Source organism: Bradyrhizobium sp. MOS003 (genome assembly GCF_003020125.1).
GTDB lineage: Bacteria > Pseudomonadota > Alphaproteobacteria > Rhizobiales > Xanthobacteraceae > Bradyrhizobium.
Genome location: NZ_PYFW01000002.1, coordinates 595,336 through 621,362 on the forward strand (window position 1 = coordinate 595,336; position 26,027 = coordinate 621,362).

The window sequence follows — 26,027 nt, forward strand, 5'->3', positions numbered from 1 at the left end:
AAACTCTCAAATCCTCCCCGACACGTCCTTCTGCACCCGGTTGGCCATGTCGATCAGCCGGCGCCAGGCCTTTTCCAGAAACGACATCACGCGGTCGACGTCCTGGTCGCTCGGTAGCGGGATCTCGATCTTGCGCTCGCCCTCGGCGCCCTTGGGCTCCGCCTTCTTCAGCGGATCGGATTTCGGCAGCGCGTCGTCGATCTTGCCCGACACCGTCGGCCCGGCCGCGAGTTGTCCCTTCAGCCTCTCGACCTCGGCCTGGAGCCTGCCGATCTCGGCGTCGAGCGCGGTCCGTTCGTCGGGCACCGCGTAGCAGGCCCAGCCGGCGCCGTTCTTGGTGCAGGTCGATACCGTGCCGGTCCGCGTGTCGAGCCGCAGCACCCCCTCCGGGATGGGCGTCATGCTGTAGCGGCCGTTCTCGCTGTCGGGGCCGGGCTGGGCGGCCTCGAGGTCGCCGCCGACCGCCATCGCAGCGGCGAACGCCGCCACCGCGAGCCATGATGTTGTGGATGACGTCACTGGTCTCATCGCACTCTCCGCCACGACGTGAAGGTGGCACTCTGGCAAAATTCTACACCCCGGTGAGGCGATCCGCCGCCCAAAACACGCAACCGTATCAACGATCGCGGTGGCATCTTCGATCCCGGCGGCGTGGCGAAAGGGCGGCACCATCCGCCGATCCTGAGGCGAGCTGCTGCGGTGCGGCGTCACGCTGTGTGCAGCGCTGCCGCGCGCGCCAATATTGTCAAATAAATCAGCTAGATAACCGAAAGCGACGCAATCGTGACCCGGCTTGACTTGATTATGGGCCATCAGTATGGTCCGCGCGGCTTTTGAGGGTGGCGGGCGCAATTTCCATTCAGCCGCGGCGTTTCGGGTCTTCGTTGCATGACACAGGGCACGGGACACGGCGAGAATGGAGATCGCGATAGATCGTCCGAGGAAGCTGCGCTTTCCGAACGGCTCGGAAATCTTGATCAGCGGTTGTCCGAGCTTCGGGACCGCCGGATCAAGACCGAGCAACCCGCAGGTGACGGTGAAGACAGGGCGGCCAGAGCTTCGGCGATGGCGCTTGGATTCCGGTTATCCTCCGAGTTGGTCGCCGGGGTCGTCGTCGGAGCGGGGATTGGCTGGGGGTTCGACCGCTTGCTGTCGACGTCGCCTTTCGGGTTTATCGTGTTCCTGCTGCTGGGCTTCGTGGCCGGCGTGGTGAATGTGGTGAGAACGGCGGGCGCGGGTCAGAACAGGCGCGGTGATTCCTAAGCGATCCGCCCAGGAGAGGAATGATCGCACCGGCATCGCCGGTGCGCGCCGGCCCGGCCGGCAGACCGAGACCCGCCGGCATTGCCCGGCAGACCAAGAGATGCCGCGCTGATGAAAATCGATCCGATCCACCAGTTCAACATCGAGCCTCTCTTCACCCTGGGCCATATCGGCAATCACACGATCGCCTTCACGAATTCGTCGCTCTACATGCTGGTGACGATCGCGATCATCTCGCTTCTGATGCTCGCCAGCGGAACACAGCTGGTTCCCGGGCGCCTTCAGTCGGTCGCCGAGATCTCCTACGAGTTCGTGGCTTCGACCATCCGCTCGACCGCCGGCGCGGAAGGCATGAAGTTCTTCCCGCTGATCTTCTCGCTGTTCATGTTCATCTGCGTTTCGAACCTGGTCGGCATCATTCCCTACACCTTCACGGTGTCGAGCCATCTGATCGTGACGGCAGCGCTTGCGCTTCTGGTCTTCTTCACGGTCCTGATCTACGGCGTCGCCAAGAACGGCCTGAAATTCTTCTCGATCTTCGTGCCCCACGGTGTCCCCGGCTACATCCTGCCGCTGGTGATGTTCATCGAGGTCCTGTCGTTCTTCCTGCGGCCGGTCTCCCACAGCGTCCGTCTGTTCGCCAACATGCTGGCCGGCCACATCGCGCTGAAGGTGTTCGCGGGCTTCGTCGCCATGCTCGGCTTCTCGCTCGGGGCGCTGGGTTGGGTCGGCGGCGTGCTGCCGCTGGCTCTCACGGTCGCGCTGTACGCGCTCGAGATTCTGGTCGCGTTCCTGCAAGCCTATGTGTTTGCGATCCTGACCTGCATCTACCTCAACGACGCCATTCATCCGGGACACTGAGCGGTCCGGGGAATTTCCACCCAAAACCCAATCTTTCTTCCAAGGAGTCTAAAATGGATCCGGCAGCAGCAAAACTTATCGGCGCGGGCATCGCATGCATCGGCATGGGCGGCGCAGGCGTCGGCGTGGGCGTGATCTTCGGCAACTATCTCGCCGCAGCCGTTCGCAACCCCTCGGCCGCTCAGGGCCAGTTCGGCAATCTGATCTTCGGCTTCGCCGTGACCGAAGCGCTCGGCATTTTCTCGCTGCTGATCGCGCTGCTGCTGCTGTTCGTTCCGCTCTGAGGACGAAGTTTCGCGCCGCTTCAACCGAAGCGGCGCGCATGACGGCAACAGGAGTAATCCATGGCTGAAAGTCATGGCGGGGCGAAAAGTCCGGCGGCGGGCGCCCACACCGGGGCCGAAGGCGGTCACGGTGGTGGTTTTCCGCCGTTCGAGAGCAGCACCTACGCTTCACAGCTGGTGTGGCTCGCGATCTTCTTCGTCGCGCTTTATGTGATCGTGTCCAAGCTTGCTCTGCCGAAGGTCGGCGGTGCGATCGAGGCGCGCCAGAACAAGATCGAGGGTGACCTCGCCGAAGCGCAGAAGCTGAAGGACCAGTCCAACGCGGCGCTGAAGGCCTATGAAACCGAGCTCGCTTCGGCGCGCTCACGGGCACAGGCGATCGGCAACGAATCCCGCGACAAGGCGAATGCGCAGGCGGAAGCCGAGCGCAAGGCGCTGGAAGAACAATTGGCGGCCAAGCTCGCCGGGGCGGAGAAGACCATCGCCTCGACGCGCGCCACCGCCATGAGCAACGTCCGCGGCATCGCGGCCGATGCGGCAGGTCAGATCGTGCAACAGCTTACCGGCGTCGTTCCCGACGCTGCGTCGGTCAATGCCGCGGTCGATGCGTCCCTGAAAGGTTAGTCGAGATGTTCTTCGATCCTGAAACCTGGGTCGCCATCGCCTTCGTGATTCTGATGGTCCTGTTCGGCTATCTCGGAGTCTTCAAGAAAGCGATGACTGCGCTGGACCATCGCGCCGACCGCATCAAGGCCGAGCTCGACGACGCGACGCGCCTCAAGCAGGAAGCGGCGAAGGTGCTCGCCGACTACAAGGCGCGCACCGCTTCGGCCGAACGCGAGGCCGCCGAGATCATCGCGAACGCCAGAAGCGAAGCCGAGCGCATCGCGACTGAGGCCAAGGCGAAGATGGAAGACTTCGTCGCCCGCCGTACCAAGACCGCGGAGAGCAAGATCGCGCTCGCCGAGGCCCAGGCGGTCGCCGATGTCCGCGCCGCAGCCGCGGAAGCCGCCGTCCAGGCCGCTTCGACCATCCTGTCGCAGTCGGTCAAAGGCTCGGTCGCCGACGATCTGCTCGCCAAGGGCATCACCGAGGTCCGGCAAAAGCTGAACTGAGGGATTTCGCTTTCACCGATCAAAAAGCCGGCGCTATCAGCGCCGGCTTTTTTGTGAGAAGATTCTCTTGTCCCGGACGCGACGCGGCATGAAATGACGCGACGCAGAGCCGGGACCCAGTGTGTCGCGGCATGGGCCCCGGCTCTGCAGCGCACCGCTGAAGAAGCGCTGCGCTGGGTCCGGGGCAAGGGCCCGTACGCTACTTCTTCTTCCGTCCCTTCGGCTCCGGGGACAGCGCCTGCGGGTCGAAGCCGACATAGAAGACGTAGGAATCGGCGACCGCGGCCGACGGCACCGGATAGCTCACATCCTCGACGATGAAGGAGAAGGGCACGCTGCCGCCATCCGTCATCTCGACTGTGGTCCGGTAAGCCTTCGAGGCGATCACTTTCTCGCCGACACCGCCCTGCACCACCGCGACGCGCAAGGGGACCTCGACGGTAGAGGGCGCACCGGCGGGCCCTGCGATCACGCGGCCCTGGATTCCGATCCGGGCCGTGATGCCGGCGCTGCTGCGGGCACATTCGCGCGCCATCTTGGTAATGGTGGCCTGGAAGCGGATCTCGTTGCCGACGGCCGGCTTGCCGGTGACTCCGACCGCATAGGTGGAGGCTCCGGCGCGCACCGTCACCTGCGGGCAATCGACGTCGTCTTCCGCCGGCTGACCAGGCGCGGGGGCGGGCTTGGGCGGGGCCGGCTCATCCGACTTGCCGCCGAACAGGTTCTTGAAGCGGTCGGTCAAGGACTGGGCGGCTACCGGCGAAGCTGCCGCGAATGACATCGACAAGACAAGCATGATCGCCGGCATCCGCCGCAGCACATTCTCCGATGACCGAAGCTGCTTCACCATCAAAGCCCGTACTCCAATGACAATTGCCCGGCCGATCACCGGCCGGAACATGCGGGTTATATCGCCAAAATCGGCGAACCCAAGGCAGCAAAAAGGGGGATTTGGCCACATGAATCGAGCGGCTCAGCCGCGGAAGTCCTCATGCAGCAGGCCGAACAGCAAATGGTCCTGCCAGACCCCGTTGATGCAGAGATAGCGGCGCGCCAGGCCCTCGCGGGAGAAGCCGCACTTCTCCAGCACCCGGATCGACGGCGCGTTGGTCGGGATGCAGGCTGCCTCCACCCGGTGCAGATTGAGCTCGCCGAACAGGGTCGGCAGAAGCACCCGCAGCGCAGCCGTCATGTAGCCGCGATGGGCATGGGGTTGCCCAACCCAATAGCCGATCGTGCCGGCCTGCACGATGCCGCGCCGGACATTGGCCAGCGTGATGCCGCCGACCATGGCGCCGTCGAGCTCTCGGAAGACCAGAAAGGGATAGGAACGGTCCGCGGCAATGTCCTCGGAATAGCGGCGCAGGCGGCGGCGGAAGCCGGAGCGGGTCAGGTCGTCCGACGGCCAGATCGGCTCCCAGGGCGTCAGGTAATCGCGGCTGGTTTCGCGCAAATGCGCCCATTGCAGGAAGTCCGACATCTGCGGCGCGCGCAGCAACAGCCCGTTGCCGCGCGGCGCGAGGGCGGCGGGTCCACTGGACGGCAGGCGAAAGAGGGCCATGGTGATGCTTCCCGGGGCAGCTCGGCCCGCGCGCGACTCCTAATGCAGCCGCGCCTTGGCACGTGCCCGCGTCAATCCTTCCGCAAAAGACACCGCCGTGTCCAGACCCCTGCCACTGCCTAATGCGACAACCGCAGGCCGGCTCCGCGACAGCAGCGCACGCGCGGCATCCCGGGTCGATTCGACGCTGACGGCATCGATCCGGCCCACCAGCTCCTCGACCGTCTGCGGCCGGCCATAGGCCAGAACGTGGCGTGCCAGCTGCTCGGCGCGGGACGAGCAGCTCTCCAGCGCCATCAAGAGGCCCGCCTTCATCTGCGCCTTGGCCCGCGCGATCTCGGCCTCGGTCAGCGTCTCCACCGAATCATTCATGATGTCGACCACGACCTCCATCATCTCCGGCGCATCGGCCGGGTCGGTGCCGGTGTAGAGGCCGAAGAAGCCGGTATCGGTATAGGGCGCGTGGAACGAATAGATGGAGTAGCAGAGGCCGCGCTTCTCGCGGACCTCCTGGAATAGGCGCGACGACATTCCGCCGCCGAGGATGTTGGTGAAGACCTGGAGCGAGAACAACGACAGATCGCTCTGCGGCACGCCCTCCAGCGCCAGCGTCAAATGCGCCTGCTCGAGCTCGCGATGCACCACCTTGGTACCACCCTTGCCGAACATCGCCGCCTGCGGCTTGGGACCCGGCGTCCCCTCAAAACTTGCAAAGCGCTTCTCGACCTCGGCGACCACCTGCTTGTGATCGACCGCGCCGGCCGCGGCCACCACCATGTCGGGCCCGCGATAATGCGTCGAGAGATAGTCGCGCAGCGAATCGCGATTGAAGGCGCGCAGCGTCTTGGCGGTGCCGAGCAGCGAACGGCCCATCGGCTGGTCGGGATAGCAGAGCTCGTTGAGATGCTCAAACACAACGTCGTCGGGAGTGTCCTGCGCAGCACCGATCTCCTGCACGATGACGTTCTTCTCGCGTTCGAGCTCATCGGGCTCGAACGCGGGATTGGCGAGGATGTCGGCGAGCACGTCGAGCGCCAGCGGCACGTCGGCCCTCAGCACCCGCGCGTAATAGGACGTGGTCTCGGTCGAGGTGCCGGCATTGAGGTCGCCGCCGACGGCCTCGATCTCCTCGACGATCTCGCGCGAGGAGCGCTTGGTCGTGCCCTTGAACGCCATGTGCTCGAGCAGATGCGAGATGCCGTGCTCGTTGGGCTTTTCATCGCGTCCGCCGACGCCGGCCCAGACGCCAAGCGCCGCGGTTTCGAGATGGGGCATCTTGTCGGTGACGACGGTCAGGCCGGACGCAAGCTTGGAAATCTCGACGCTCATCCGGCAACTCCTTGCTTTGCGGCGCGGCTGACCGACAGCACGAACCGCTCGACCTCGCCCTGCTCGTTCTTCATCACCTTCATGTGTTCGGATTTGGTCATGAGACCGTCGAGCCAGGCCGGCAGTTGCGGCCGCTGGCCGCAGGCCGCTTCAACGGCATCGGGGAATTTGGCCGGATGCGCCGTGGAGAGCACGATGCTCGGCACCCGCGTGTCGGTGGTGTCGCGGTCGGCCACGGCGAGCGCCACCGCCGTATGGGGATCGACCAGCTCACCGGCCTCGCGCCAGGCGGCGCGGATCGCAGCCGCGGTCTCGGTCTCGTCGGCGCGCCCGGCGTCGAACTCCTCGCGGATCGCGGCCAGCGTCGCGTCGGGCAACACGAACCGCCCGGACTGCTTCAGCTGCTCCATCGGACGGCGTACGCCGGCGGCATCGCGCCCGCCGGCCTCGAACATCAGCCGCTCGAAATTTGACGAGATCTGGATGTCCATCGAGGGCGATGCCGTCGCGTGCACCTCGCGCACCTCATAGATCCCCGTCTTCAGCGTGCGCGCCAGGATATCGTTGACGTTGGCGGCGATGCGCAGGGTCCGCACCGACAGCCCCATCCGCTTGGCGACGTAGCCGGCGAAGATGTCGCCGAAATTGCCGGTCGGCACGACGAAATCCACCGCGCGCGCCGGCGCACCTACTGCAACGGCAGAGGTGAAATAATAGACCACCTGGGCGACGATGCGCGCCCAGTTGATGGAATTGACGCCGGAGAGCGAGGTCGCATCGCGGAAGCGATGGTTGTTGAACATCCCCTTCACGAGGGCCTGGCAGTCGTCGAAATTGCCTTCGATGGCGAGCGCGTGGACATTGGCCGCGCCCGTCGTCGTCATCATCCGCTGCTGCACCTGGGAGATACGGCCGTGCGGAAACAGCACGATAAGGTCGACATTCTCCAGTCCCGCAAACGCATCGACCGCGGCGCCGCCGGTGTCGCCTGAGGTCGCGACCACGATGGTGGTACGCTGGCCGCGCTTGGCAAGCACATGGTCCATCAGCCGCGAGATCAGCTGCATCGCCACGTCCTTGAAGGCGAGCGTCGGACCGTGGAACAGCTCCAGCACGAACTGGTGCGGCGACATCTGGCGCAGCGGCACCACCGCCGGATGGCGGAAGGTTGCATAGGCTTCGTTCGCCATGCGGCCGAGTTCGGCATCCGAAATCTCGCCGCCGACGAAGGGACGGATCACCTCGACCGCGACCTCCCAATAGGGGCGGCCGAAGAAGCCGGCGATGGCTTCGGTGGAGAGTTGCGGCCAGATGGTCGGCACGTATAGGCCGCCGTCGCGGGCGAGCCCGGTCAGCATCACGTCGCAGAAGCCGAGTTCGGGGGCCTCGCCCCGGGTCGAGATATAACGAGTCAAACTGCCCTCCAAAGGCCGACCGGGCCTGAGCCCACTCGTTAAGCCTTTGATTTTACGAAATTACTTGTCAACAGCCAGAGGCTTTGGGCCACCATAAAGTGTTTTGCGGCATCAGGAAACCGCTTCCCGCCTCTACCCGGTCCAACGAAAAAGGGCTGCGGCGATGCCGCAGCCCTTCTCTTGGAAGGTCTGTCGTTAATGTGTGCAGACCGGTTTGCCTCGTCCGGGTCGCCGACCCGTCAAAAACTGTTCCCGCAACCTTGCGTCGCTCGTCACGAAACCGTCAAGGGAAAACGACGCGCGTGCCAGAATGTTCCAGGTTTTCCCGATCAGCCGCGCTTGAGTTAGTGTCAAAAGAGGGTGGAAACTGAAAAATTTGCCGTCTTTTCCCGAATGTTCAACATGTCGCGGAACCTTGTCTCGGCGCTCCTCGTTGGACCGGCGGACAGGTGTCAGCGACGTCCATGCATTGCCCGGCTGCGCGCCGACATCAATCCGCGCCGAACCGGCTGCATCCTGGAGCAGCCGGTTCGGTGCGCGCGCGGGCGTCAGCCTCGGGGCACGTGCAGGCGAGCAAATGCAAATTCAGCTCATCCCGATTTCGACCGCGATCCGGATCAGGTCGGAATGGTTCTTCGCCCCCAGCTTCTGCTTGAGCAGGGACGTGGTGTTGGCGACGGTTTTGTAGGAGATGCCGAGTGCCTCGGCGACTTCGACGATCTTGTCGCCGCGTCCGAGCAGACGGAGAATTTCGAGCTCCCGCGGCGTCATCTGCGAGGCCGGGTTTGCCTTGATGGCCGCGCCGGAGAACGTCACGGCTTCCGCGAGCTGAGGGGAGATGAAATTGTCGCCCGCCACCACCTTGCGCACCGCTTTCAGCAGGATCCGGGGATCGTCGCCCTTGGAGACGTAGCCCTGCGCCCCGAGCTCGACCGCCCGCACCACGAAGGCTGGGTCGTCGTTCATGCTGAACATGATGATCTTGGCGTCGGGATCGTCCTTGCGGATGCGTCGCATCAACTCGAAGCCCGAGACGTCCGGCAGGCTGATGTCGATCACGGTGACGTCGGGCCGCTTGCTGACATAGGCGCGATGGCCGGATTTGGCGTCGGTCGCCTCATCGATACGGATCGAATGATCCGAAGCGAACAGGGTGCGGCAGCCGGACAACACCACGGGATGGTCGTCGACAATCAGGACCCGGGTCCCCGGTTTGGTAGTATCTTGCATCGCGCACTCTCTTGTTCTTCGACTCATAGACCGGCGGGAACAAATGGAAAGAGCAAATCCCACCGACGCGCGTTAGAATTGACCTAATGTGGCAACGACTCTCGTTCAGAACGCAACTATTTCTTCCGCTCGGCGCGAGCTTGCTCGTAGCGCTGATCCTGGGCGGCATATTGCTGCATCTCTTTGCAACAATTCAGCTGGCCGATGAAAACGAGCCGGCACGACGCTCGACCAGGATCATTTCCGCCGCGCTCAACAACTCGCTGAGCGCCTCGGGCAATCCGCAGAAGACGCTGGATGCCTTTGTCCAACTGTTGGACACGTCCTCCGATATTCAATTCCGTCGTGTCGAAGAGGGTCCATTGCCCTCTCCGAGGGATGACATCCGCAACCTGAAATTGGTTCCAGGCTGGTTCATCAACCTGCTGACCATACCGGACATGGATAATGCCTCGCCTGTCATGATTGACGGCAAGCAGGTGGGCAATCTCGTGTTCCTGCCGGATCTCTCCGCCGATTTGTTCGAGAAGTGGATCGGCTTCCTCGCGCTGGCCAGCTTGGTCGCCGCGCTGATGCTGCTGACCGGTACCGTTGCCTATCTCTTCGCGGGTTCGACCTTGCGCCGGTTGCAACATCTCGGCAACGGGCTCACCCGCATCCGGCGCGGCGATTACGCAACTCCGATCCCGGTGGGAGGACCGCCCGAAATCCGGCAAAGCTGCGAGGAAGCAAATGCACTGGCGGCAACGCTGGCGCAACTCAGCCAGGACAATCGCGATCTGATGCACCGTCTGGTGTCGCTGCAGGACGACGAGCGGCGCGATCTCGCCCGCGAATTGCACGACGAGCTCGGACCGCTGCTGTTCGGCATCCGCGCCGGCACGATTGCGCTGATCGACGCCGCACCGCAGGCGGGAAATCTCAGCAACTCGGCCGAAGAGATGCTGCAATCGGTCGAAGCGCTCCAGCAGACCAACCGCCGCATCCTCGACCGCCTTCGGCCGCTCTACATTGAGGAGCTCGGCCTTTCGACCAGCGTGCGGACGCTGCTCCAGAACTTTCGCAAGCAGGCACCGCATATCGTCCTGACGGACACGATCGGTTCCGACCTCAATGGGGTCGACGGGCCGCTCGCGCAGACCGTCTATCGCGTGATCCAGGAGGCGCTGACCAACGTGCTGCGTCATGCCAAGGCCAGCAACGCCGACGTCCACGTGGCCATCACCGGTGAAACGCTCGTCGTCGAGATCTCCGACGACGGCGGCGGCTTCCCCGAAGGCAACGTTTTCGGCCGCGGCCTGACCGGCATGCATGAGCGCGTGCGCGCGCTCAGCGGATCGCTGTCACTGCTACGCGTGGACGGGCGAACCTATGTGCGCTGCCGCCTGCCGGTCCAATTGGCACGCGAGGCGCCGGTCTCGCCAAGCATGATCTTGTCGGAGAAACTCCCCACGCAAATCGAGCGCTAGCACGCGCGGCCAATTTGCGCAGTCTGTCGCGCTGGCTCGCACAGCATGTTGCGGATCTTGCCTTCCGGGCAAAATCGAAACGAGGCGCGAATACGAAGCGCCCCGGCAACCGAATATTCGAGATCAACGCCGTCCGAGGCGGGATGAATCTCCTCGAGCCGGAAGCCCGCCGACGAGAAAGCGCCAAGTCGCGGTCTCCAATACCCTTCGATCTCGCTCCTGCCGCGGTGGCACCGCGATTCGCTGCAGATGCATTCAAGCTCGGCGTCGTCCGCATAGAGGTCGAGCAACGTCGTGAGGTCGCCCTTCCGGCAGGCGTCCACCCAATCGACGACAATTCCCATCTGGTCGAAATCGCTCACGCCGCAATCCTGTCTGCCGCGGAAAATCGATCGCGGCTTAGGACCACACTCGTGAATGTGTGCTGAATGGTAAACCCCGGGCGATACCGGGTTCCCTCGGGAGCCTGCGGACGAGCTCAGCTCTGCCGCCGGCCTCTTGCCCACACGGCGAAGGCGATCAGCACGGCGCCTGCGAGCATGAACCAGGTGACGGCGTATTGCAGGTGATCGTCCTTCAGATGCACGTCGAGCGGCCCCGGACGCGGAATGCCGTTCGCGGGCGCGGGCTGCTCGAGGTCGACGTAGAACGGCGCGACCAAGCCCCAGCCGAGCGCGCTTGCGATCGCCGGATGATCGCGCACGAACCAGAGCCGCTTGTCGCGGTTCTCCGCCGGCGTCAGCCAGCCGGGCGGCTCGGGAAAGCGCAAATAGCCGGTGAGCGCGACCGATTGCCCGGTGACGAGCTTCTTCACCGCGCGATCCTCGACGCTGCGGTCCTGCATCGTGTTCTCGACGAAGCCCGCATCGATCACGACCGTCTCGCCGCCGGGAAGCCGCGCCGGCAGGAACGCCCAAGTCCCCGGACCGGAGGCGTCCTTGCGCACCGCGGAGCCGGAGGAATAGACCATCGCATCCGGCAGGGCCGCGTAGGTCGCGGTAAAGCTGACGCGGCGGAATTCGTCGCGCGCGGGATTGAGTGCGGCCCATTGCGAAGGCGGCGGCAGCGCAATGGGCGCCTCTGCAAGGCGCTCGGTGAGGGCTGCGACCAGCGCGTGCTTGGCGGTCCGGCGCTGCAATTGCCACAGGCCGAGCGCGACGAAGACGGCCGTGAGGAACAGCGTGAACAGCGCGAAGCCGGCCACGCGGGGCTTGCGCGCAGGCGGGTTCATTTCGCGCGGTCGACCAACCGGCCAGGCGCCGCCTTGTGGTGGAATTGCAGCGCGATCAGCAGCGACTTCATCGCCCGCAGCGGCAACAGCGTGGTGACCAGGATCAGCGGCAACCACAGCGCCGCATGCAGCCAGTAAGGCGGCTGGTATTTGACCTCGACGATCAGTGCGGCCGCCACCACGATCCCGCCGGCCAGCATGATGATGAAGATCGCCGGCCCGTCGCCGGTATCGATGAAGGCGTAGTCGAGACCGCAGCGGTCGCAGGCGGGTGCGAGCGTCAGGAAGCCTGCATAAAGCTTGCCCTCGCCGCAGCGCGGACATCTGCAGGCAAGCCCACGCAGCGCGCTTTGCAGGACGGTCGTTTCAGGCGCGGGCTTGGCGGCGGTGTCGTTCATGATGACAGACTCTATCATAGTTTTCGCCGAAACTTTCCGGCGGCCCGAAAAGCGAAAGGGCGGCCCGGGGGCCGCCCTTTCTGATCCCAGCGTGGCGGCTCAGTGCGCGCCGTGGGCCATGGTCTCGGCACCGTGTCCCCAGACATAGATGCAGAGGAACAGGAACAGCCAGACCACGTCGACGAAGTGCCAGTACCAGGCGGCGAACTCGAAACCGAGATGCTGCGTCGGCGTGAAATGGCCGGCATAGGCGCGGAACAGGCACACCAGCAGGAAGATGGTGCCGACGAGCACGTGGAAACCGTGGAATCCGGTCGCCATGAAGAAGGTCGCGCCATAAACGTTCCCGCCGAACGAGAACGCCGCATGGCTGTACTCATAGGCCTGCACGCAGGTGAAGAGCGCCCCCAGCACGACAGTGATGATCAGGCCGTACTTCAGGCCCTGGCGGTCGTTCTCCAGCAGCGCATGGTGAGCCCAGGTCACGGTGGTGCCCGACGTCAGCAAGATCAGCGTGTTCAGCAGCGGCAAATGCCAGGGATCGAAGGTCTCGATGCCATGCGGCGGCCAGGTGCCGGGGACGGCGCAGGCACCGGCCGCAGTACCGAGGCCGCAACCGAACACCGCATCGCGGGTGGCGTGGACCGCGTCCGCCGGAAACAGTGCGGCGTTGAAATAGGCCCAGAACCAGGCGACGAAGAACATCACCTCGGAGGCGATGAACAGGATCATGCCGTAGCGGTGGTGCAGCTGCACGACGCGGGTGTGGTCGCCCTTGTACTGGGCTTCCTTGATCACGTCGCCCCACCAGCTCGCCATGGTGTAGAGCACGCCCACGGTGCCGACGCCGAACACGATCGGCGCGGCCGAGAACATGTGATGCATCCAGGTGATCGCACCGACCGCCATGATGAAGGCCGAGAACGAACCGACGGCCGGCCAGGGCGATGGATCGACCAGGTGATAGTCGTGATGCTTGGTGTGCGCCGTTGCCATTTGCGGTCTCTCTCCTCAATCCCGTGCCTGTCGGGCACTTATCCCCTTGTTTCCAACCTTCCGGCGTCAGCCCGGCGGTCAGAGATTTCCCTTGCGCTTGTCGCCTTCGCCCGATGCGAGCGGCTTCACCACGGGATCCTTCACCGGATAGAACGTGTAGGACAGTGTGATGGTGTTCAACCCATCGTTCTCGTGATCGTCGGCGAGCGACGGATCGACGTAGAACACCACGGGCATCTCGCGCTTCTCGCCGGGCGCCATGGTCTGCTCGGTGAAGCAGAAGCAGTTGATCTTCTGGAAATAGGAGCCGACCGTCAGCGGCGCGACATTGTAGGCGGCCTGCGCGGACGTGGTGCGCGCGGCCTGGTTGGTCACGGTGTAGAAGACGGTCACGACCTGGCCGATATTGACCTCGATCTCGCTCTGCTCCGGCTCGAACTTCCAGGGCAGGCCGGGCGCGACGTTGGAATCGAAGCGCACCGAGATTTTCCGCGCGATCGGGCCGGTCGCCGGCGCGGAGGTCGCGACCTGGGTCGTGCCGTTGAAGCCGGTGGCGCGGCAGAACCAGTTGTAGAACGGCACCGCCGCGTAGGAGGCGCCGACCATCAGCGCGACCACGCCGCCGCAGATGGAAGCAACCACCACGTCGCGGCCGAGCCCGTGACGCTTGGTCGGCTCACGCCTGGCCGGCTTGGCGCCGACATCCTGCGATATGGTGGGCTCGTGATCCATGTTTCCTACATCGGCCGGACGAGGACTGCCGGCCCCTTGACCATGGTGACGGCGAAGAACAGCACCACCAGCACGCCGAGCGCGAGAGCGATCGCGATCGAGCGTTGACGACGGCTCTTCTTCTGCGCCTCGGTGAGGACGATTCCATCTGGCTCGGGTTTGTCGGCCATCGCGGTGATCATACGCCCCAGACCATGGGAGCCAGCGCGCGGAATACGACCTCGAGCAAGAGGGTCGCAAACAGCACGAACAGATAGAGGATCGAGAAGGCGAACAGCTTACGGGTCGCGCGCAGCGACGCAGCTCGCTCGCGGCGCATGTAGACGTTGATCGCGAGCACCAGCATGCCGGTGCCGAGGATCAGCGAGACGATGCCGTAGACGGCGTCGAAATAGCCGAGCGCCCAGGGTGCGGCGGCGACCGCGATCAGCACGATGGTGTAGAGCAGGATCTGGAGACGGGTCGCGTCGGGGCCGGCGACATTGGGCAGCATGGGAATGCCGGCGCGCGCGTAATCGTCGGAGCGGAACAGCGCCAGCGCCCAGAAGTGCGGCGGGGTCCAGAAGAAGATGATGGCGAACAGCAGCAGCGGCTCGACGTCGACCGTGCCCGTGACCGCGGCCCACGCCACCACCGGCGGCAGCGCGCCGGCGGCGCCGCCGATCACGATGTTCTGCGCGGTCCAGCGCTTCAGGCCCATCGTGTAGATCACGACATAGAAGAAGATGGTGAAAGCGAGCAGCGCGCCCGCGATCCAGTTGACGAGGATGCCGAGCGTCATCACCGAGAAGAAGGACAGCGTCAGGCCGAACGCCATGGCTTCAGGGCGGGTGATGCGGCCGCGCGGAATCGGCCGGTTCGCGGTGCGCGACATCTTGGCGTCGATATCGCCTTCCAGCGCCATGTTGAGCGCGCCGGAGGCGCCGGCGCCGACGGCGATGCAGAGCAGCGAGGTGATCGCCAGCACCCAGTGGAAACGCCCGGGCGCCATCGCCATCCCGACCAGCGCGGTGAAGATCACCAGCGACATCACCCGCGGCTTCAGGAGCGCGATGTAATCGCCGACCTCCGCTTCGGAGATGCGGGGATTGATGTCGATGGCGTTGTGGTCGAGGACGGACACTTAATTCAACTCGCTTCGTTATAAAGCCGCGGCGCCCGTCACGGGCGCCGCGGAAGATCGATCACTGCACGCGGGGCAGCACTTCGAACTGGTGGAAGGGCGGCGGCGAGGGCAAGGTCCACTCCAGCGTGGTCGCACCCGCACCCCACGGATTGTCGCCGGCCGGCACCTTCTTCATGAAGGCATCGAGCACGCAGTAGAGGAAGATCAGCACGCCGAAGCCGGAGATGTAGGACCCGACCGACGAGACCAGGTTCCAGCCCGCGAACGCGTCGGGATAGTCGACGTAGCGGCGCGGCATGCCCGACAGGCCGAGGAAATGCTGCGGGAAGAACACCAGATTGACGCCGATGAAGGTGACCCAGAAGTGCGCCTTCGCGAGCGTCTCGTTGTACATGTAGCCCGACATCTTCGGGAACCAGTAGTACCAGCCGGCGAAGATTCCGAACACCGCACCCAGCGACAGCACGTAGTGGAAGTGCGCGACGACGTAGTAGGTCTCCTGCAGCACGCGGTCGACGCCGGCATTCGCCAGCACGACGCCGGTGACGCCGCCGACGGTGAACAGGAAGATGAAGCCCACCGCCCAGATCATCGGTGCCCGGAATTCGATCGAGCCGCCCCACATCGTGGCGATCCACGAGAAGATCTTCACGCCGGTCGGAACCGCGATGACCATGGTCGCCGCGACGAAATAGGCCTGCGTCGCCGAGGACATGCCGACCGTGTACATGTGGTGCGCCCACACCACGAAGCCGATGCCGCCGATCGCGACCATGGCGTAGGCCATGCCGAGATAGCCGAACACGGGCTTGCGCGAGAAGGTCGAGATGATCTGGCTGACCATGCCGAAAGCCGGCAGGATCAGGATGTACACTTCGGGGTGGCCGAAGAACCAGAACAGATGCTGGAACAGCACGGGGTCGCCGCCGCCTTCGGGGTTGAAGAACGTCGTGTGGAAGTTGCGGTCGGTGAGCAACATGGTGATCGCACCGGCGAGCACCGGCAGCGACAACAGCAGCAGGAACACCGTCACCAGGATCGACCAAACGAACAGCGGCATCTTGTGCAGGGTCATGCCCGGCGCGCGCATGTTGAAGATCGTGGTGATGAAGTTGATGGCGCCGAGGATCGACGAGGCACCTGCCAGATGCAGCGACAGGATCGCGAAGTCGACGGCCGGGCCCGGATGGCCGGAGGCCGACAGCGGCACATACATGGTCCAGCCGGCGCCGACGCCGTTGGCGCCCGGCTCGCCCTCGACGAAGGTCGACATCAGCAGCAGCGCGAAGGAGGCCGGCAGCAGCCAGAACGAGATGTTGTTCATGCGCGGGAACGCCATGTCGGGCGCGCCGATCATCAGCGGCACGAACCAGTTGCCGAAGCCGCCGATCATCGCAGGCATGACCATGAAGAAGATCATGATCAGGCCGTGAGAGGTCACAAACACGTTATAGGTGTGCGTCTCGTGGAAGATCTGCACGCCCGGATACATCAGCTCGGCACGGATCGCGATCGACATCGCGGCGCCGATGACGCCGGCGATGACCGCGAAGATCAGGTACATCGTGCCGATGTCCTTGTGGTTGGTCGAATAGACGTAGCGCCGCCATCCGGTCGGATGGGCATGCTCGTCATGTCCGTGGTCCTGGGCGTGATCGCCGTGTGCCGCTGCGCTCGTTGCCATTTTCAAATCCTGCCTTGCGTCCCAATCGGACCTCTGGAGGTCCCGCCCTTATGTCGCTTTCAGTCCCTGAAAGCCGCTACCCGACGCTTACTGCGTCGGGCCGGCCGCGGAGGCGAAAGTGCTGGTGCCGCCGCTCGCATATTTCTTCTTGGCCGTCTCGACCCAGGAGGCGAACTCCGTGTCCTCCACGACGCGAATCGCGATCGGCATGAAGGCGTGGTCCTTGCCGCAGAGCTCCGAGCACTGGCCGTAGAACATGCCGGTCTTGGTGGCCTTGAACCAGGTCTCATTCAGCCGCCCCGGAATGGCGTCGATCTTGACGCCGAAAGCCGGCAGCGCGAAGGCGTGGATGACGTCCGCGCCGGTGACCTGGACACGAATCACCTTGTTGACCGGCACCACCATTTCGTTGTCGACGCCGAGCAGCCGGGGCTGCTTGTCCTGCGCCATCAGCGAGTCGAACTCGAACTTGCCGTTGTCGGGATAGGCATAGGACCAGTACCACTGCTTGCCGGTCGCCTTGATGGTGATGTCCGCCTTCGGCACGTCGAGCTCGAGGAACAGAAGCCGGAACGACGGCACCGAGATGCCGACCAGGATCAGCACGGGAACCAGCGTCCAGGCCACCTCGATCAGCGTGTTGTGGGTGGTCCGCGACGGCACCGGATTGGCCCGCGCGTTGAACTTGACGACCACGACCACGAGCAGCGCCAGAACGAACAGCGTGATCAGCGTGATCAGCACGAACAGGAAATTGTGGAACCAGACGATGTTGTCCATCACCGGGGAGCCGGACTCCTGAAGCGTCCATTCCCAAGGCTTCGGTTGCCCGAGCTCGGCAAACGCCACACCGCCCGTCGCCAGCGTCAGACCCGCCACGGCCAATCCTAGCAAGTGCCGGCCCACCGGGCCCATCGACATCCTCATGCCGTTCGCGCTCCCCTAACGAAATCACCCCAAGTGCGCTCCCCTGCTTGCGGGAAACGCTTATTCGATCCGCCCGCCTGACAACCGCCGCGCAAGAATACCTCTAAGAGGAATTGGGGCCCGATCGTGAGAACGCCGAAATCAAGCCTCTCAAACCATAATTTTTGATCTATCGCAATGCAGTCTTGAGCACGCACTGCCAGCGATCACCCGCAAGATAATTCCTAGTAAGATCAAACAAAAATACCGTTTCCCGGGACGCTGCCGCTTGACAGCGGAATTGCCCGCGGTAGGCACTGGCAGATGGCCGCGCAGGAACCTGATTCGTGCGGGCGGCGGCGGCACGAGGCGGCGCGGAATTTGCTTGGGAATTGCCTTCAAGACGCCGTCATTCCCGTATCAGTCCGCCACATGCGAGCGACCCAGGCGAGCAGAGGGACCGACCCGATGGGGTTTTCGAAATCGATGGCAGGTCTGGCCACAAGGCTGGCTCGAAGGCAGGGTACCCGCCTCCCGGCGCTATTCAGCCTGCTGGCTGCGATCGGCCTTCTGGCACTTCCCGGCCTCGCCCATGCGCAGGGCGCAGTGCGCTCCGTCCATGGCGACTGGCAGATTCGCTGCGACACCCCGCCGGGCGCCCAGACCGAGCAATGCGCCCTGATCCAGAGCGTGGTAGCCGAAGACCGCTCCAACGCCGGCCTGACCGTCATCGTGCTCAAGACCGCCGACCAGAAGAGCCGCCTGATGCGCGTGGTGGCACCCCTGGGGGTCCTCCTGCCCTCCGGCCTCGGCCTCAAGCTCGACAACCAGGACGTCGGCCGCGCCGGCTTCGTCCGCTGCCTGCCCAATGGCTGCGTCGCCGAGGTCGTCATGGACGACAAGCTGCTCGGCCAGCTCCGCTCCGCCAAGACCGCGACCTTCATCATCTTCGAGACCCCGGAAGAAGGCATCGGCTTCCCGCTCAGCCTGAACGGGCTCGGTGAGGGTTATGACAAGCTGCCGTAGGGCCGCCGCTTCGGCCTTTGGCCGCGCGCCCCTCTCTCAGTCCGCGTAACGGGCGGCGATATCCCTGAACTGATCGGTGATTGCAGCGAAGGCATCCGCGACATCGGGATCGAAGTGGCGGCCGCGGCCCTCGAGGATGATCGTGACCGCCTCATCATGTGACATCGCGTCCTTGTAGACCCGGCGCGTGGTCAAGGCATCGTAGACGTCGGCCACCGCCATCAGCCGCGCCGAGAGCGGGATGGCGTCGCCCGCGAGCCCGCGCGGATAGCCGCTGCCATCCCATTTTTCCTGGTGGTTCAGGGCGATTTCCTTGGCACAGGCGAGGAAATCGACGGTGATGCCGAGCTGCCTCTCGGCCTTCTCGATTGCGTCGTAACCCAGCGTCGTGTGGGTCTTCATGATCTCGAATTCCGCCGGATCGAGCCTGCCCGGCTTCAACAGGATGCTATCGGGAATGCCGACCTTGCCGATGTCGTGCAACGGCGCCGATTTGAACAGGATGTCGATCTGGCGCCCCCGCAGCTGATCGGCAAACGCCGGATGGGATTGCAGCTGGACGGCCAGCGCCCGAACGAAGTGCTGGGTGCGGCGAATATGGTTGCCGGTCTCGTTGTCGCGAGTCTCCACCAGAGACGCCAGGATCACGATGGTCGCATCCTGCGTCTCCCGGATCTCGCGGGTGCGTTTCTCCACCTCAAATTCAAGGTGCTCGTTCTGGTTCTTCAGGACATCCCTGGCGGTCTTCAAGGTCGTCTGGGTCGAAAAATCCTTGCGCACCAGGAATTCGCGCCACCAGCCGACTCCCGCCGCCAGGATGAACAGGGTGACGACGTGATACGACCAGTAGCAGAATGCCCCGAAATCCTTGCCGAGCTCGACCTGCATGGCGGCTTCGAACATCAGCAGGATCGCAATCCCCGCCGGCAACGCAAAGCGGAACTGAACGCCCAGGATGACGAAGCAATAGAATTCGAGGAAGGTGAAGTTGAGGATTCCGACCCACGATTTGATCCCCATGCCGCCTTCGCGGTCGATCATCGACAGGACCCAGAACACGCTGCAAGCGACCGCCACGATGAAGGTGGACATAACCGATTGCCAATGCCGCCGCGCCGTATCGGTGAAGGAATAGGCGATCCCGATTCCGAGCAGCGGCAGGCAGAGCTGGATGCGACCGAGATTTGCCGGCGCGTTGAAAGCCATCCAGTCGACAAGATAGTCGCCGAGGATCAAGACCATCCCGACCGCGAGGCTCGCTTGAGCGTAGCGATAATAGAAGCCGTGATAATATCGGCAAAACTTCTCTTCATAATCCGCGCTGGCGAACGACAGTTTTGGCCGCAGCGGCAGAGCATCAGCTTGATCGAGACTCGTCACGGTACGGCTTCCCTGCACGCCCACCTCGTGCGCGCGAACGGCCACCGTTCCATGGGCGCCCTTAAATCACGGTGAAGTCACAATCCCGTAGAAATACGCCGTGGCGAAATGACCGTGTCGTTACGCCGGAGGGCGTCGGCTCCCGCTGTGCCTGAACGGGATGGACGAAGCGAACCTCAAGCTCCCGAAGGGCCGCGAGGCCATGGTTTTCTATCGTTTCCGTAATGTGACGGCCCGCCCCCTCGCGTAACCACCGGGAAACCATTATCTTGCCTCACATCTCCAGATTATGGACGGACGCATGACCAACCCAGCCACGACCTCCCTGCTCGACCGCGCCAATCTCGACCGCGACCAGGTTCGCCACGAGGTCGCGCGCGGGCTTTCCGGTGCCGACGACGGTGAGCTGTTCCTGGAGTACAGCCAGACCGAAGCGCTGATGTTCGACAACGGGCGGCTGAAGCAGGCGACCTACGACACGTCGCAAGGTTTTGGCCTGCGTGCCGTCAAGGATGATGCCGTGGGCTACGCCCATTCCTCCGACGTGTCGCTGCCGGCGCTGATTCGCGCCGCCGACGCGGTCGCGGCCGTGCGCGGCGGCTATTCCGGCAGCTTTGCCGCGCCGCCTCCCCACACCAACGTTCGGCTCTATGCCGACGACAATCCGCTTGATGCCCCCGGCTTCGAGACCAAAGTAAAACTGCTTGCCGAGATCGACGCCTATCTGCGCGACAAGGATCCGCGGGTGCGGCAGGTCAGCGTCAGCCTCGGCGCGACCTGGCAGGTCGTCGAGATCCTGCGGCCCGACGGCGAGAGCTATCGCGACATCCGTCCGCTGGTACGCGTCAACGTCTCCGTGGTCGCCGGCCAGGGCGACCGCCAGGAGAGCGGCAGCAAAGGCTATGGCGGCCGCGCCGGCTATGCCGAATTCATCGAAAGCAAGAACTGGCGCGATGCCGCCGACGGCGCGCTGCGCGAGGCGCTGGTCAATCTGGAATCGATCCCCGCCCCCGCCGGCGAAATGGACGTCGTGCTCGGGGCCGGCTGGCCCGGCGTGATGCTGCATGAAGCGGTCGGCCACGGCCTCGAAGGCGACTTCAACCGCAAGAAGACGTCGGCATTTGCCGGCCTGATGGGCAAGCAGGTTGCGGCCAAGGGCGTCACCGTGGTCGATGACGGCACCATGGCCTCCCGCCGCGGCTCGCTGTCGGTCGACGACGAGGGAACGCCGACCAATCGCACCGTGCTGATCGAGGACGGCATCCTGGTCGGCTACATGCAGGACCGCCAGAACGCGCGGTTGATGAACATGAAGCCGACCGGCAACGGCCGCCGCCAGGGCTATGCCCATGTGCCGATGCCGCGCATGACCAACACCTACATGCTCGCGGGCGACCGCGATCCGGCCGAGATCCTGGCGTCGGTGAAGAATGGCGTGTACGCCGCGAATTTCGGCGGCGGCCAGGTCGACATCACCTCGGGCAAGTACGTGTTCCAGTGCACCGAGGCCTACAAGATCGAGAACGGCAAGCTGGGCGCGCCGCTGAAGGGCGCCATGCTGATCGGCAACGGGCCGACCGATTTGCATCGCATCCGCATGATCGGCAACGACCTTGCGCTCGATACCGGCATCGGCACTTGCGGCAAGAACGGACAGGGCGTGCCGGTCGGCGTCGGCCAGCCGTCGCTGCTGATGGAGCGCATCACCGTGGGTGGAACCGGCGCATGAGCACCGAAGAAAAGGTCACCGTCACCTCCAAGCGCAAGAGCAGCGGCTGGGCCGGGCAGATCGCACAGCTCGCCGGCATCGTCGCCGCCGTCTTCATCGCCAAGGGCGCGCTTGCCGAGCCGTTCTACGTGCCGTCGGGCTCGATGGAGCCGACGCTGCTGATCGGCGATGCCCTGCTCGCCTCGAAATTCCCCTACGGCTACGGCACCTCGTCGCTGCCGATCCAGATCAATTTGCCCGAGAGCGGCCGCGTCTTCGCGGAAACGCCGAAGCAGGGTGACGTCGTGGTGTTCCGCTGGCCCGGCGATCGCTCGCAGGCCTGGGTCAAGCGCGTCGTGGGATTGCCAGGCGATCGCATCCAGATGCGGCAGGGCCAGCTCTTCATCAACGACCGCCCTGCCGAGCTCAAGCCGGACGGCATCGGCGCTGCCGAAGACGACAGTGGCGGCAGCGAGCAGGCGTATCGCTATGTCGAGACGCTGCCGAACGGCGTCTCGCATTTGATCTTCAAGATGCGCGACAACGGCCCGCTCGACAACACGCCCGAAGTGACGGTGCCGGCCGGCCACCTCTTCGTGCTCGGCGACAACCGCGACAATTCCGCCGACAGCCGCGTGCCGCTGCGCTCGGGCGGCGTCGGCCTGCTGCCGATCGACAATCTGATCGGCCGTGCCGATGCGGTGGTCGGCTCCTGGGATCTCGGCATGCGCAGCCAGCCGGTATACACTTGGCTCTCCGGCTTCCGCCTCGGCCGGTTCTTCACCGCCGTGCACTGAGCGCGTAGATCCTGCGGTGGGCAAGGCGGAAGCGTTGCCCACCTCTTCTGTCGCAATCTGGAGATTGCCCTAACCTGCGACTCCCCGATGTTCCGCGACGAATTCCTCGCATTGGCGCTCCGCAATCCGGTCAACGTCGCGATCACCGACGCGCTCGTGCAGTTCGCGCTGCCGGATGCGTGGCTGGTTGCAGGTTGTCTGGTGCAGACGGCGTGGAATGAGCTCACGGGCCGCCCGATCGGTCACGGCATTGCCGACTACGACGTGTTCTATTTCGATCCCGATACCTCCTGGGAAGCCGAGGACGCGGTGATCCGCACGCTGCATGCGCGGCTTGGACATCTCGGCGCCAAGATCGAGATCCGCAACCAGGCGCGCGTCCATCTATGGTACCCTGCCAAGCATGGCCTGCCCTATCTGCCGTTGACGCGTTCGACTGACGGTATCGAACACGCAATTCGGAGTGAGGCGCGCAGGCGGAGATTTCGACGTCGATGCGCCCCACGGGTTCGACGACGTCGCGGGGTTGATCGTGCGCCCGAATCGCGCGCTGAACTTTTCCATCGCCAATTACGAAGCGAAAGCCGCGCGCTGGAGGGCGCTGTGGCCTGAGCTCACGGTGATCGCGGCGGAGTGAGACGCCGCAGGGTGGGCAAAGCGAGGCGTGCCACCACGCTCTGACGTGATTGCAGAGAGATTGTGGGCACGGCGCTTCGCGCCTTTGCCCCGCAGCCCGCCTACCGCACCACGCCCGACGTGAATCCCGCCTTGCGTCGCGGCGGCTTGATTTCCTTCTTCAGGAAACAGCGCGCCTCGCGCCCGGTGTAGCCGGGGCGGGCGTAGGTGAAGGCGCGGCATTTGTTGTCGGCGGTGCAGGCGGCCTTGCAGGCCTCTTCACCCTCGCCGTTCTTGATCTCGAAATTGCGCAGATCGCCACCGGGGCGGTCGATCGACGTCTCCACGCCCTCGACCCGCGGCTCGATCACGCCGGCACCGCGCACACCCGAGATGCAGCAACTTCCCGGCACCCGCGCCGGCACGGTGTTCTTCAGCCAGCACACCGCCGCGCCGCCTTCGACGTCCGGGTAGCTGAAGCTCCACGAGCGGCAGCGGCGGTCGCGCTCGCACAGCAGCGCGCAATCCTCGGGATCGCCCGAGGCGACAGGCGAGCTGAAATAGTCGCCGCCGGGCCGGTCGAATGCAGTCTGGGCGCGCGCCGGCACGCTCGCGAAGGCGAGCGAAAGCAGTGTGACGCAAGCCACGGCGCAAGCCATGACTTTTGCCATGAAGGCCCGGGACAGGCGGCCCTTCCCCATCGGAACAGCTTTCGAGTTATTGACGACGCTCGGTTTTTTCGGCCGGTCATTTGATCGCCGCAAACCTGTATGGGCGATGAACGGCCGAAACCTGGTCGTTGGCCTATGGTCTAGAACGCGTATTCCGCGTAGGCCGGTTCCACCGAGCCCTGCCAGGGCCCGTTGAACTTTTCGAGCATCTCCTCAGCCGGCGTCCGGCCTGAGTCGATGATGCGGTCGAGCGGCTCCAGATGCCGCGTTTCGTCGCGCCCGAGCTGGTCGATCCGGCCGCGCCGGCGCAGGCCCGCATGTGCCAGCACGAGGCATTCCTTGGCGATCTCGAACAGATAACGGTCCTTGATGCGCGCCTTGAAGCCGAAGCGCGGCACGTCGTCGCGCAGCGACTGACGCTCGGGCGCGGTCCAGTGCTTCGCAATGTCCCAGGCCGCGTCGAGCGACACATCGTCGTAGAGCAGCCCGGCCCAGAACGCCGACAGGGCGGGCAGGCGGCCCCACGGGCCTCCGTCGGAACCGCGCATCTCGAGATAACGCTTGAGGCGCACCTCAGGGAAGATCGTCGAGAGATGGTTGGCCCAGTCCGACAACGTCGGACGCTCGCCGGGAAGGTTGTTGTTGCGGCCGTCGAAGAAGGCGCGGAACGAGGAGCCCGATACGTCGATGTAATCCTCGTCGCGCTTGACGAAATACATGGGCACGTCGAGCGCATAGTCGACATAGCGCTCGAAGCCCATGCCGTCTTCGAACGCCCACGGCATCATGCCGGCGCGTGCATTGTCGGTGTCGCGCCAGATCTCGGAGCGGAACGAGAGGAAGCCATTCGGCTTGCCTTCGGTGAACGGCGAATTGGCGAACAAGGCTGTCGCGACCGGCTGCAGCGCGAGCGAGACGCGCAGCTTCTTGACCATGTCGGCTTCGGAGGAGAAGTCGAGATTGGTCTGCACCGTGCAGGTCCGGTACATCATGTCGAGGCCGTACTGGCCGACCTTCGGCATGTAATTGGTCATGATCTTGTAGCGACCCTTGGGCATCACGGGGATGTCGGCGCGCGACCAGGACGGGGTCATGCCGAGACCGAGGAAGCCGATGCCGAGCGGCGTTGCGATCTCACGCACCTGCGCCAGATGCGCCATCAGCTCGCTCTGGGTCTGGTGCACGTTCTCGACCGGCGCGCCGGAGAGCTCGAACTGTCCGCCGGGCTCGAGCGAGATCGCACCGCCGCCGGTGACGTCGTAGAGGCCGATGATGTTGCCCTTCTCCATGATCGGCTCCCAGCCGAGCAGGAGCTTCATGCCTTCGAGAAGCGCGCCGATGCCGCGCGCGCCCTCGTAGGGCACGGGGCGGTGGCCTTCGAGCGTGAACGGCGTCTTCTCGTGCTCTGTGCCCATTCGCCACTCGGACGGTGGCTTGCAGCCTGCCTCGAACCACGAAACGAGTTCGTCGCGCGATTGCAGCGGCGTCATATCGATCTGGTCTCGCGCCATATCAAACTCTAATCAAAGGGCGCTTCGATCGAACGCGCGCGGGTGGCGGGATGGCCCGCGAACCCATCGGGCGCACGGACGAGCTGGTGTGCCGCGCGATCATCGCGAAGGCGAGGTTTCGTTGACGTTGGCGACTGGCGGCAGTTTCATCTCGCCGCACGAGCAGCCCAGCCGGTCGAGCAGACCGCTGAGCTTGACGGCATCGGCATCGGACAGTTTCGAACCGACATATTTCTCGATCGCGGCCGAATAGGCGCTCCACATCCGCTTCTGCAACTCGCGGCCGGCTTCCGTGATCTCGACGAACTGACCGCGCTTGTCGATTTTGCATTCGCGCCGCGAGGCGAGGCCCTCGTCGACCAGGCGGTCGATCAGGCGCGAGGTGGAATATTGCGGGATGAGCATCTGCCGTTCGAGTTCCACCGGCCTCAGCTCGCCCGACGGCGCCCGCGACAATTCGAGCAGCGCGTCGTACCATGCCAGCGGCGGGAAGCCGGCCTTCTTCAGGTCCTGCTCGACGCAATCGAGCACGCGGCTCTGCACCCGCATCAGGCGGATCCAGGCGGAAGTCGCCTCGGTCGATGGTTTGCGTTTCATGGTCCCGCTCTAGCTCGTCGCCCGTCTCTTACCCCATTTGATGCAGCTGCATCAATCTTGACTATTTCAAGCAGATGCATGTAGTCGTTCTTTCGGCCGAACCAAGCGTCAAGAGGAGGAAA

The 26,027-nt window shown here is 64.4% G+C and carries 28 protein-coding genes and 1 pseudogene; 10 read left to right on the plus strand and 19 right to left on the minus strand.

Going from position 1 to position 26,027, the window contains the following annotated elements; translation table 11 throughout:
* Window positions 1-6: 6 nt before the first annotated feature.
* Window positions 7-528, minus strand: coding sequence for a hypothetical protein (locus C7G42_RS13305; RefSeq protein WP_106949397.1), 522 nt, complete (start codon window positions 526-528; stop codon window positions 7-9).
* Window positions 529-888: 360 nt separating this feature from the next.
* On the opposite strand from C7G42_RS13305, the gene C7G42_RS13315 reads away from it, so the two are divergent.
* From C7G42_RS13315 to C7G42_RS13335, 5 genes are all read left to right on the plus strand, one after another.
* Complete coding sequence (locus tag C7G42_RS13315; RefSeq protein ID WP_106949398.1) at window positions 889-1,263, plus strand: AtpZ/AtpI family protein; 375 nt, start codon at window positions 889-891, stop codon at window positions 1,261-1,263.
* A gap of 111 nt (window positions 1,264-1,374) precedes the next feature.
* Complete coding sequence (locus C7G42_RS13320; protein ID WP_094973330.1) at window positions 1,375-2,124, plus strand: F0F1 ATP synthase subunit A; 750 nt, start codon at window positions 1,375-1,377, stop codon at window positions 2,122-2,124.
* A gap of 53 nt (window positions 2,125-2,177) precedes the next feature.
* On the plus strand, window positions 2,178-2,408 hold the full coding sequence (locus C7G42_RS13325) for a F0F1 ATP synthase subunit C (protein ID WP_007599451.1): 231 nt from the start codon (window positions 2,178-2,180) through the stop codon (window positions 2,406-2,408).
* A gap of 60 nt (window positions 2,409-2,468) precedes the next feature.
* Window positions 2,469-3,032 (plus strand): F0F1 ATP synthase subunit B family protein, encoded by a 564-nt coding sequence (locus C7G42_RS13330; protein WP_106949399.1) that lies wholly within the window; start codon window positions 2,469-2,471, stop codon window positions 3,030-3,032.
* 5 nt (window positions 3,033-3,037) lie between these two features.
* Window positions 3,038-3,523: a F0F1 ATP synthase subunit B family protein gene (locus tag C7G42_RS13335; RefSeq protein ID WP_106949400.1), complete on the plus strand. Its 486-nt coding sequence runs from the start codon at window positions 3,038-3,040 to the stop codon at window positions 3,521-3,523.
* A 199-nt stretch (window positions 3,524-3,722) separates the two neighbouring features.
* Here C7G42_RS13335 and C7G42_RS13340 read toward each other — a convergent pair whose 3' ends face one another.
* From C7G42_RS13340 to C7G42_RS13360, 5 genes are all read right to left on the minus strand, one after another.
* On the minus strand, window positions 3,723-4,373 hold the full coding sequence (locus C7G42_RS13340; RefSeq protein WP_106949401.1) for a hypothetical protein: 651 nt from the start codon (window positions 4,371-4,373) through the stop codon (window positions 3,723-3,725).
* A gap of 123 nt (window positions 4,374-4,496) precedes the next feature.
* Window positions 4,497-5,084: a GNAT family N-acetyltransferase gene (locus C7G42_RS13345; protein ID WP_094973334.1), complete on the minus strand. Its 588-nt coding sequence runs from the start codon at window positions 5,082-5,084 to the stop codon at window positions 4,497-4,499.
* Between the two features lie 39 nt (window positions 5,085-5,123).
* The gene (locus tag C7G42_RS13350; protein WP_106949402.1) at window positions 5,124-6,413 is read right to left on the minus strand and encodes a M16 family metallopeptidase; all 1,290 of its coding nucleotides are present in this window, start codon (window positions 6,411-6,413) and stop codon (window positions 5,124-5,126) included.
* Window positions 6,410-7,828: a threonine synthase gene (gene thrC / locus C7G42_RS13355; RefSeq protein ID WP_199580877.1), complete on the minus strand. Its 1,419-nt coding sequence runs from the start codon at window positions 7,826-7,828 to the stop codon at window positions 6,410-6,412. Before thrC ends, C7G42_RS13350 begins: the two co-directional genes overlap by 4 nt.
* Window positions 7,829-8,413: 585 nt before the next feature.
* Window positions 8,414-9,058, minus strand: coding sequence for a response regulator transcription factor (locus tag C7G42_RS13360; RefSeq protein ID WP_106949404.1), 645 nt, complete (start codon window positions 9,056-9,058; stop codon window positions 8,414-8,416).
* Between the two features lie 86 nt (window positions 9,059-9,144).
* Between C7G42_RS13360 and C7G42_RS13365 the strand changes: the two genes are divergently transcribed.
* Entirely contained in the window at window positions 9,145-10,527 is a 1,383-nt protein-coding gene (locus tag C7G42_RS13365) for an ATP-binding protein (protein WP_106949405.1), read from the plus strand.
* Here the strand turns inward: C7G42_RS13365 and C7G42_RS13370 are convergent.
* The 9 genes from C7G42_RS13370 to coxB form a co-directional block, all read right to left on the minus strand.
* Window positions 10,524-10,889: a nuclear transport factor 2 family protein gene (locus C7G42_RS13370; protein WP_106949406.1), complete on the minus strand. Its 366-nt coding sequence runs from the start codon at window positions 10,887-10,889 to the stop codon at window positions 10,524-10,526. The genes C7G42_RS13365 and C7G42_RS13370 overlap by 4 nt on opposite strands.
* 116 nt (window positions 10,890-11,005) lie before the next feature.
* The gene (locus tag C7G42_RS13375) at window positions 11,006-11,758 is read right to left on the minus strand and encodes an SURF1 family protein (protein WP_106949407.1); all 753 of its coding nucleotides are present in this window, start codon (window positions 11,756-11,758) and stop codon (window positions 11,006-11,008) included.
* Window positions 11,755-12,156 carry a DUF983 domain-containing protein gene (locus C7G42_RS13380; RefSeq protein ID WP_106949408.1) on the minus strand — a complete coding sequence of 134 codons (402 nt, stop codon included), beginning with the start codon at window positions 12,154-12,156 and terminating at the stop codon, window positions 11,755-11,757. The genes C7G42_RS13375 and C7G42_RS13380 overlap by 4 nt, the downstream gene beginning before the upstream one ends.
* 99 nt (window positions 12,157-12,255) lie before the next feature.
* A complete protein-coding gene (locus C7G42_RS13385; protein WP_106949409.1) occupies window positions 12,256-13,152 on the minus strand; it encodes a cytochrome c oxidase subunit 3 in 897 nt (298 codons plus the stop codon).
* Between the two features lie 78 nt (window positions 13,153-13,230).
* On the minus strand, window positions 13,231-13,884 hold the full coding sequence (locus C7G42_RS13390; protein ID WP_106949410.1) for a cytochrome c oxidase assembly protein: 654 nt from the start codon (window positions 13,882-13,884) through the stop codon (window positions 13,231-13,233).
* A gap of 5 nt (window positions 13,885-13,889) precedes the next feature.
* Window positions 13,890-14,066: a cytochrome c oxidase system small membrane protein gene (locus C7G42_RS13395; protein WP_035700697.1), complete on the minus strand. Its 177-nt coding sequence runs from the start codon at window positions 14,064-14,066 to the stop codon at window positions 13,890-13,892.
* A complete protein-coding gene (locus C7G42_RS13400) occupies window positions 14,063-15,007 on the minus strand; it encodes a heme o synthase (RefSeq protein ID WP_106949411.1) in 945 nt (314 codons plus the stop codon). Before C7G42_RS13400 ends, C7G42_RS13395 begins: the two co-directional genes overlap by 4 nt.
* A gap of 61 nt (window positions 15,008-15,068) precedes the next feature.
* Window positions 15,069-16,694 (minus strand): cytochrome c oxidase subunit I, encoded by a 1,626-nt coding sequence (gene ctaD, locus C7G42_RS13405; protein WP_106949412.1) that lies wholly within the window; start codon window positions 16,692-16,694, stop codon window positions 15,069-15,071.
* 87 nt (window positions 16,695-16,781) lie between these two features.
* Window positions 16,782-17,621 (minus strand): cytochrome c oxidase subunit II, encoded by an 840-nt coding sequence (coxB, locus tag C7G42_RS13410; protein ID WP_106949413.1) that lies wholly within the window; start codon window positions 17,619-17,621, stop codon window positions 16,782-16,784.
* Window positions 17,622-18,068: 447 nt separating this feature from the next.
* On the opposite strand from coxB, the gene C7G42_RS13415 reads away from it, so the two are divergent.
* The gene (locus C7G42_RS13415) at window positions 18,069-18,626 is read left to right on the plus strand and encodes an invasion associated locus B family protein (RefSeq protein WP_199580878.1); all 558 of its coding nucleotides are present in this window, start codon (window positions 18,069-18,071) and stop codon (window positions 18,624-18,626) included.
* Window positions 18,627-18,662: 36 nt separating this feature from the next.
* Here C7G42_RS13415 and C7G42_RS13420 read toward each other — a convergent pair whose 3' ends face one another.
* A complete protein-coding gene (locus tag C7G42_RS13420) occupies window positions 18,663-20,006 on the minus strand; it encodes an HD-GYP domain-containing protein (RefSeq protein ID WP_199580879.1) in 1,344 nt (447 codons plus the stop codon).
* Between the two features lie 301 nt (window positions 20,007-20,307).
* Between C7G42_RS13420 and tldD the strand changes: the two genes are divergently transcribed.
* From tldD to C7G42_RS13435, 3 genes and pseudogenes are all read left to right on the plus strand, one after another.
* Window positions 20,308-21,735 carry a metalloprotease TldD gene (tldD, locus tag C7G42_RS13425; protein WP_106949726.1) on the plus strand — a complete coding sequence of 476 codons (1,428 nt, stop codon included), beginning with the start codon at window positions 20,308-20,310 and terminating at the stop codon, window positions 21,733-21,735.
* The gene (gene lepB, locus C7G42_RS13430) at window positions 21,732-22,511 is read left to right on the plus strand and encodes a signal peptidase I (RefSeq protein WP_106949415.1); all 780 of its coding nucleotides are present in this window, start codon (window positions 21,732-21,734) and stop codon (window positions 22,509-22,511) included. Before tldD ends, lepB begins: the two co-directional genes overlap by 4 nt.
* Before the next feature lie 87 nt (window positions 22,512-22,598).
* A pseudogene (locus C7G42_RS13435) lies at window positions 22,599-23,148 on the plus strand (nucleotidyltransferase family protein).
* A 100-nt stretch (window positions 23,149-23,248) separates the two neighbouring features.
* Here the strand turns inward: C7G42_RS13435 and C7G42_RS13440 are convergent.
* The 3 genes from C7G42_RS13440 to C7G42_RS13450 form a co-directional block, all read right to left on the minus strand.
* Window positions 23,249-23,827, minus strand: coding sequence for a PAN domain-containing protein (locus tag C7G42_RS13440; RefSeq protein WP_106949416.1), 579 nt, complete (start codon window positions 23,825-23,827; stop codon window positions 23,249-23,251).
* Between the two features lie 110 nt (window positions 23,828-23,937).
* Entirely contained in the window at window positions 23,938-25,308 is a 1,371-nt protein-coding gene (locus C7G42_RS13445; RefSeq protein WP_106949417.1) for a glutamate--cysteine ligase, read from the minus strand.
* A gap of 99 nt (window positions 25,309-25,407) precedes the next feature.
* Window positions 25,408-25,905: a MarR family winged helix-turn-helix transcriptional regulator gene (locus C7G42_RS13450; protein WP_018316363.1), complete on the minus strand. Its 498-nt coding sequence runs from the start codon at window positions 25,903-25,905 to the stop codon at window positions 25,408-25,410.
* Window positions 25,906-26,027 lie beyond the last annotated feature (122 nt).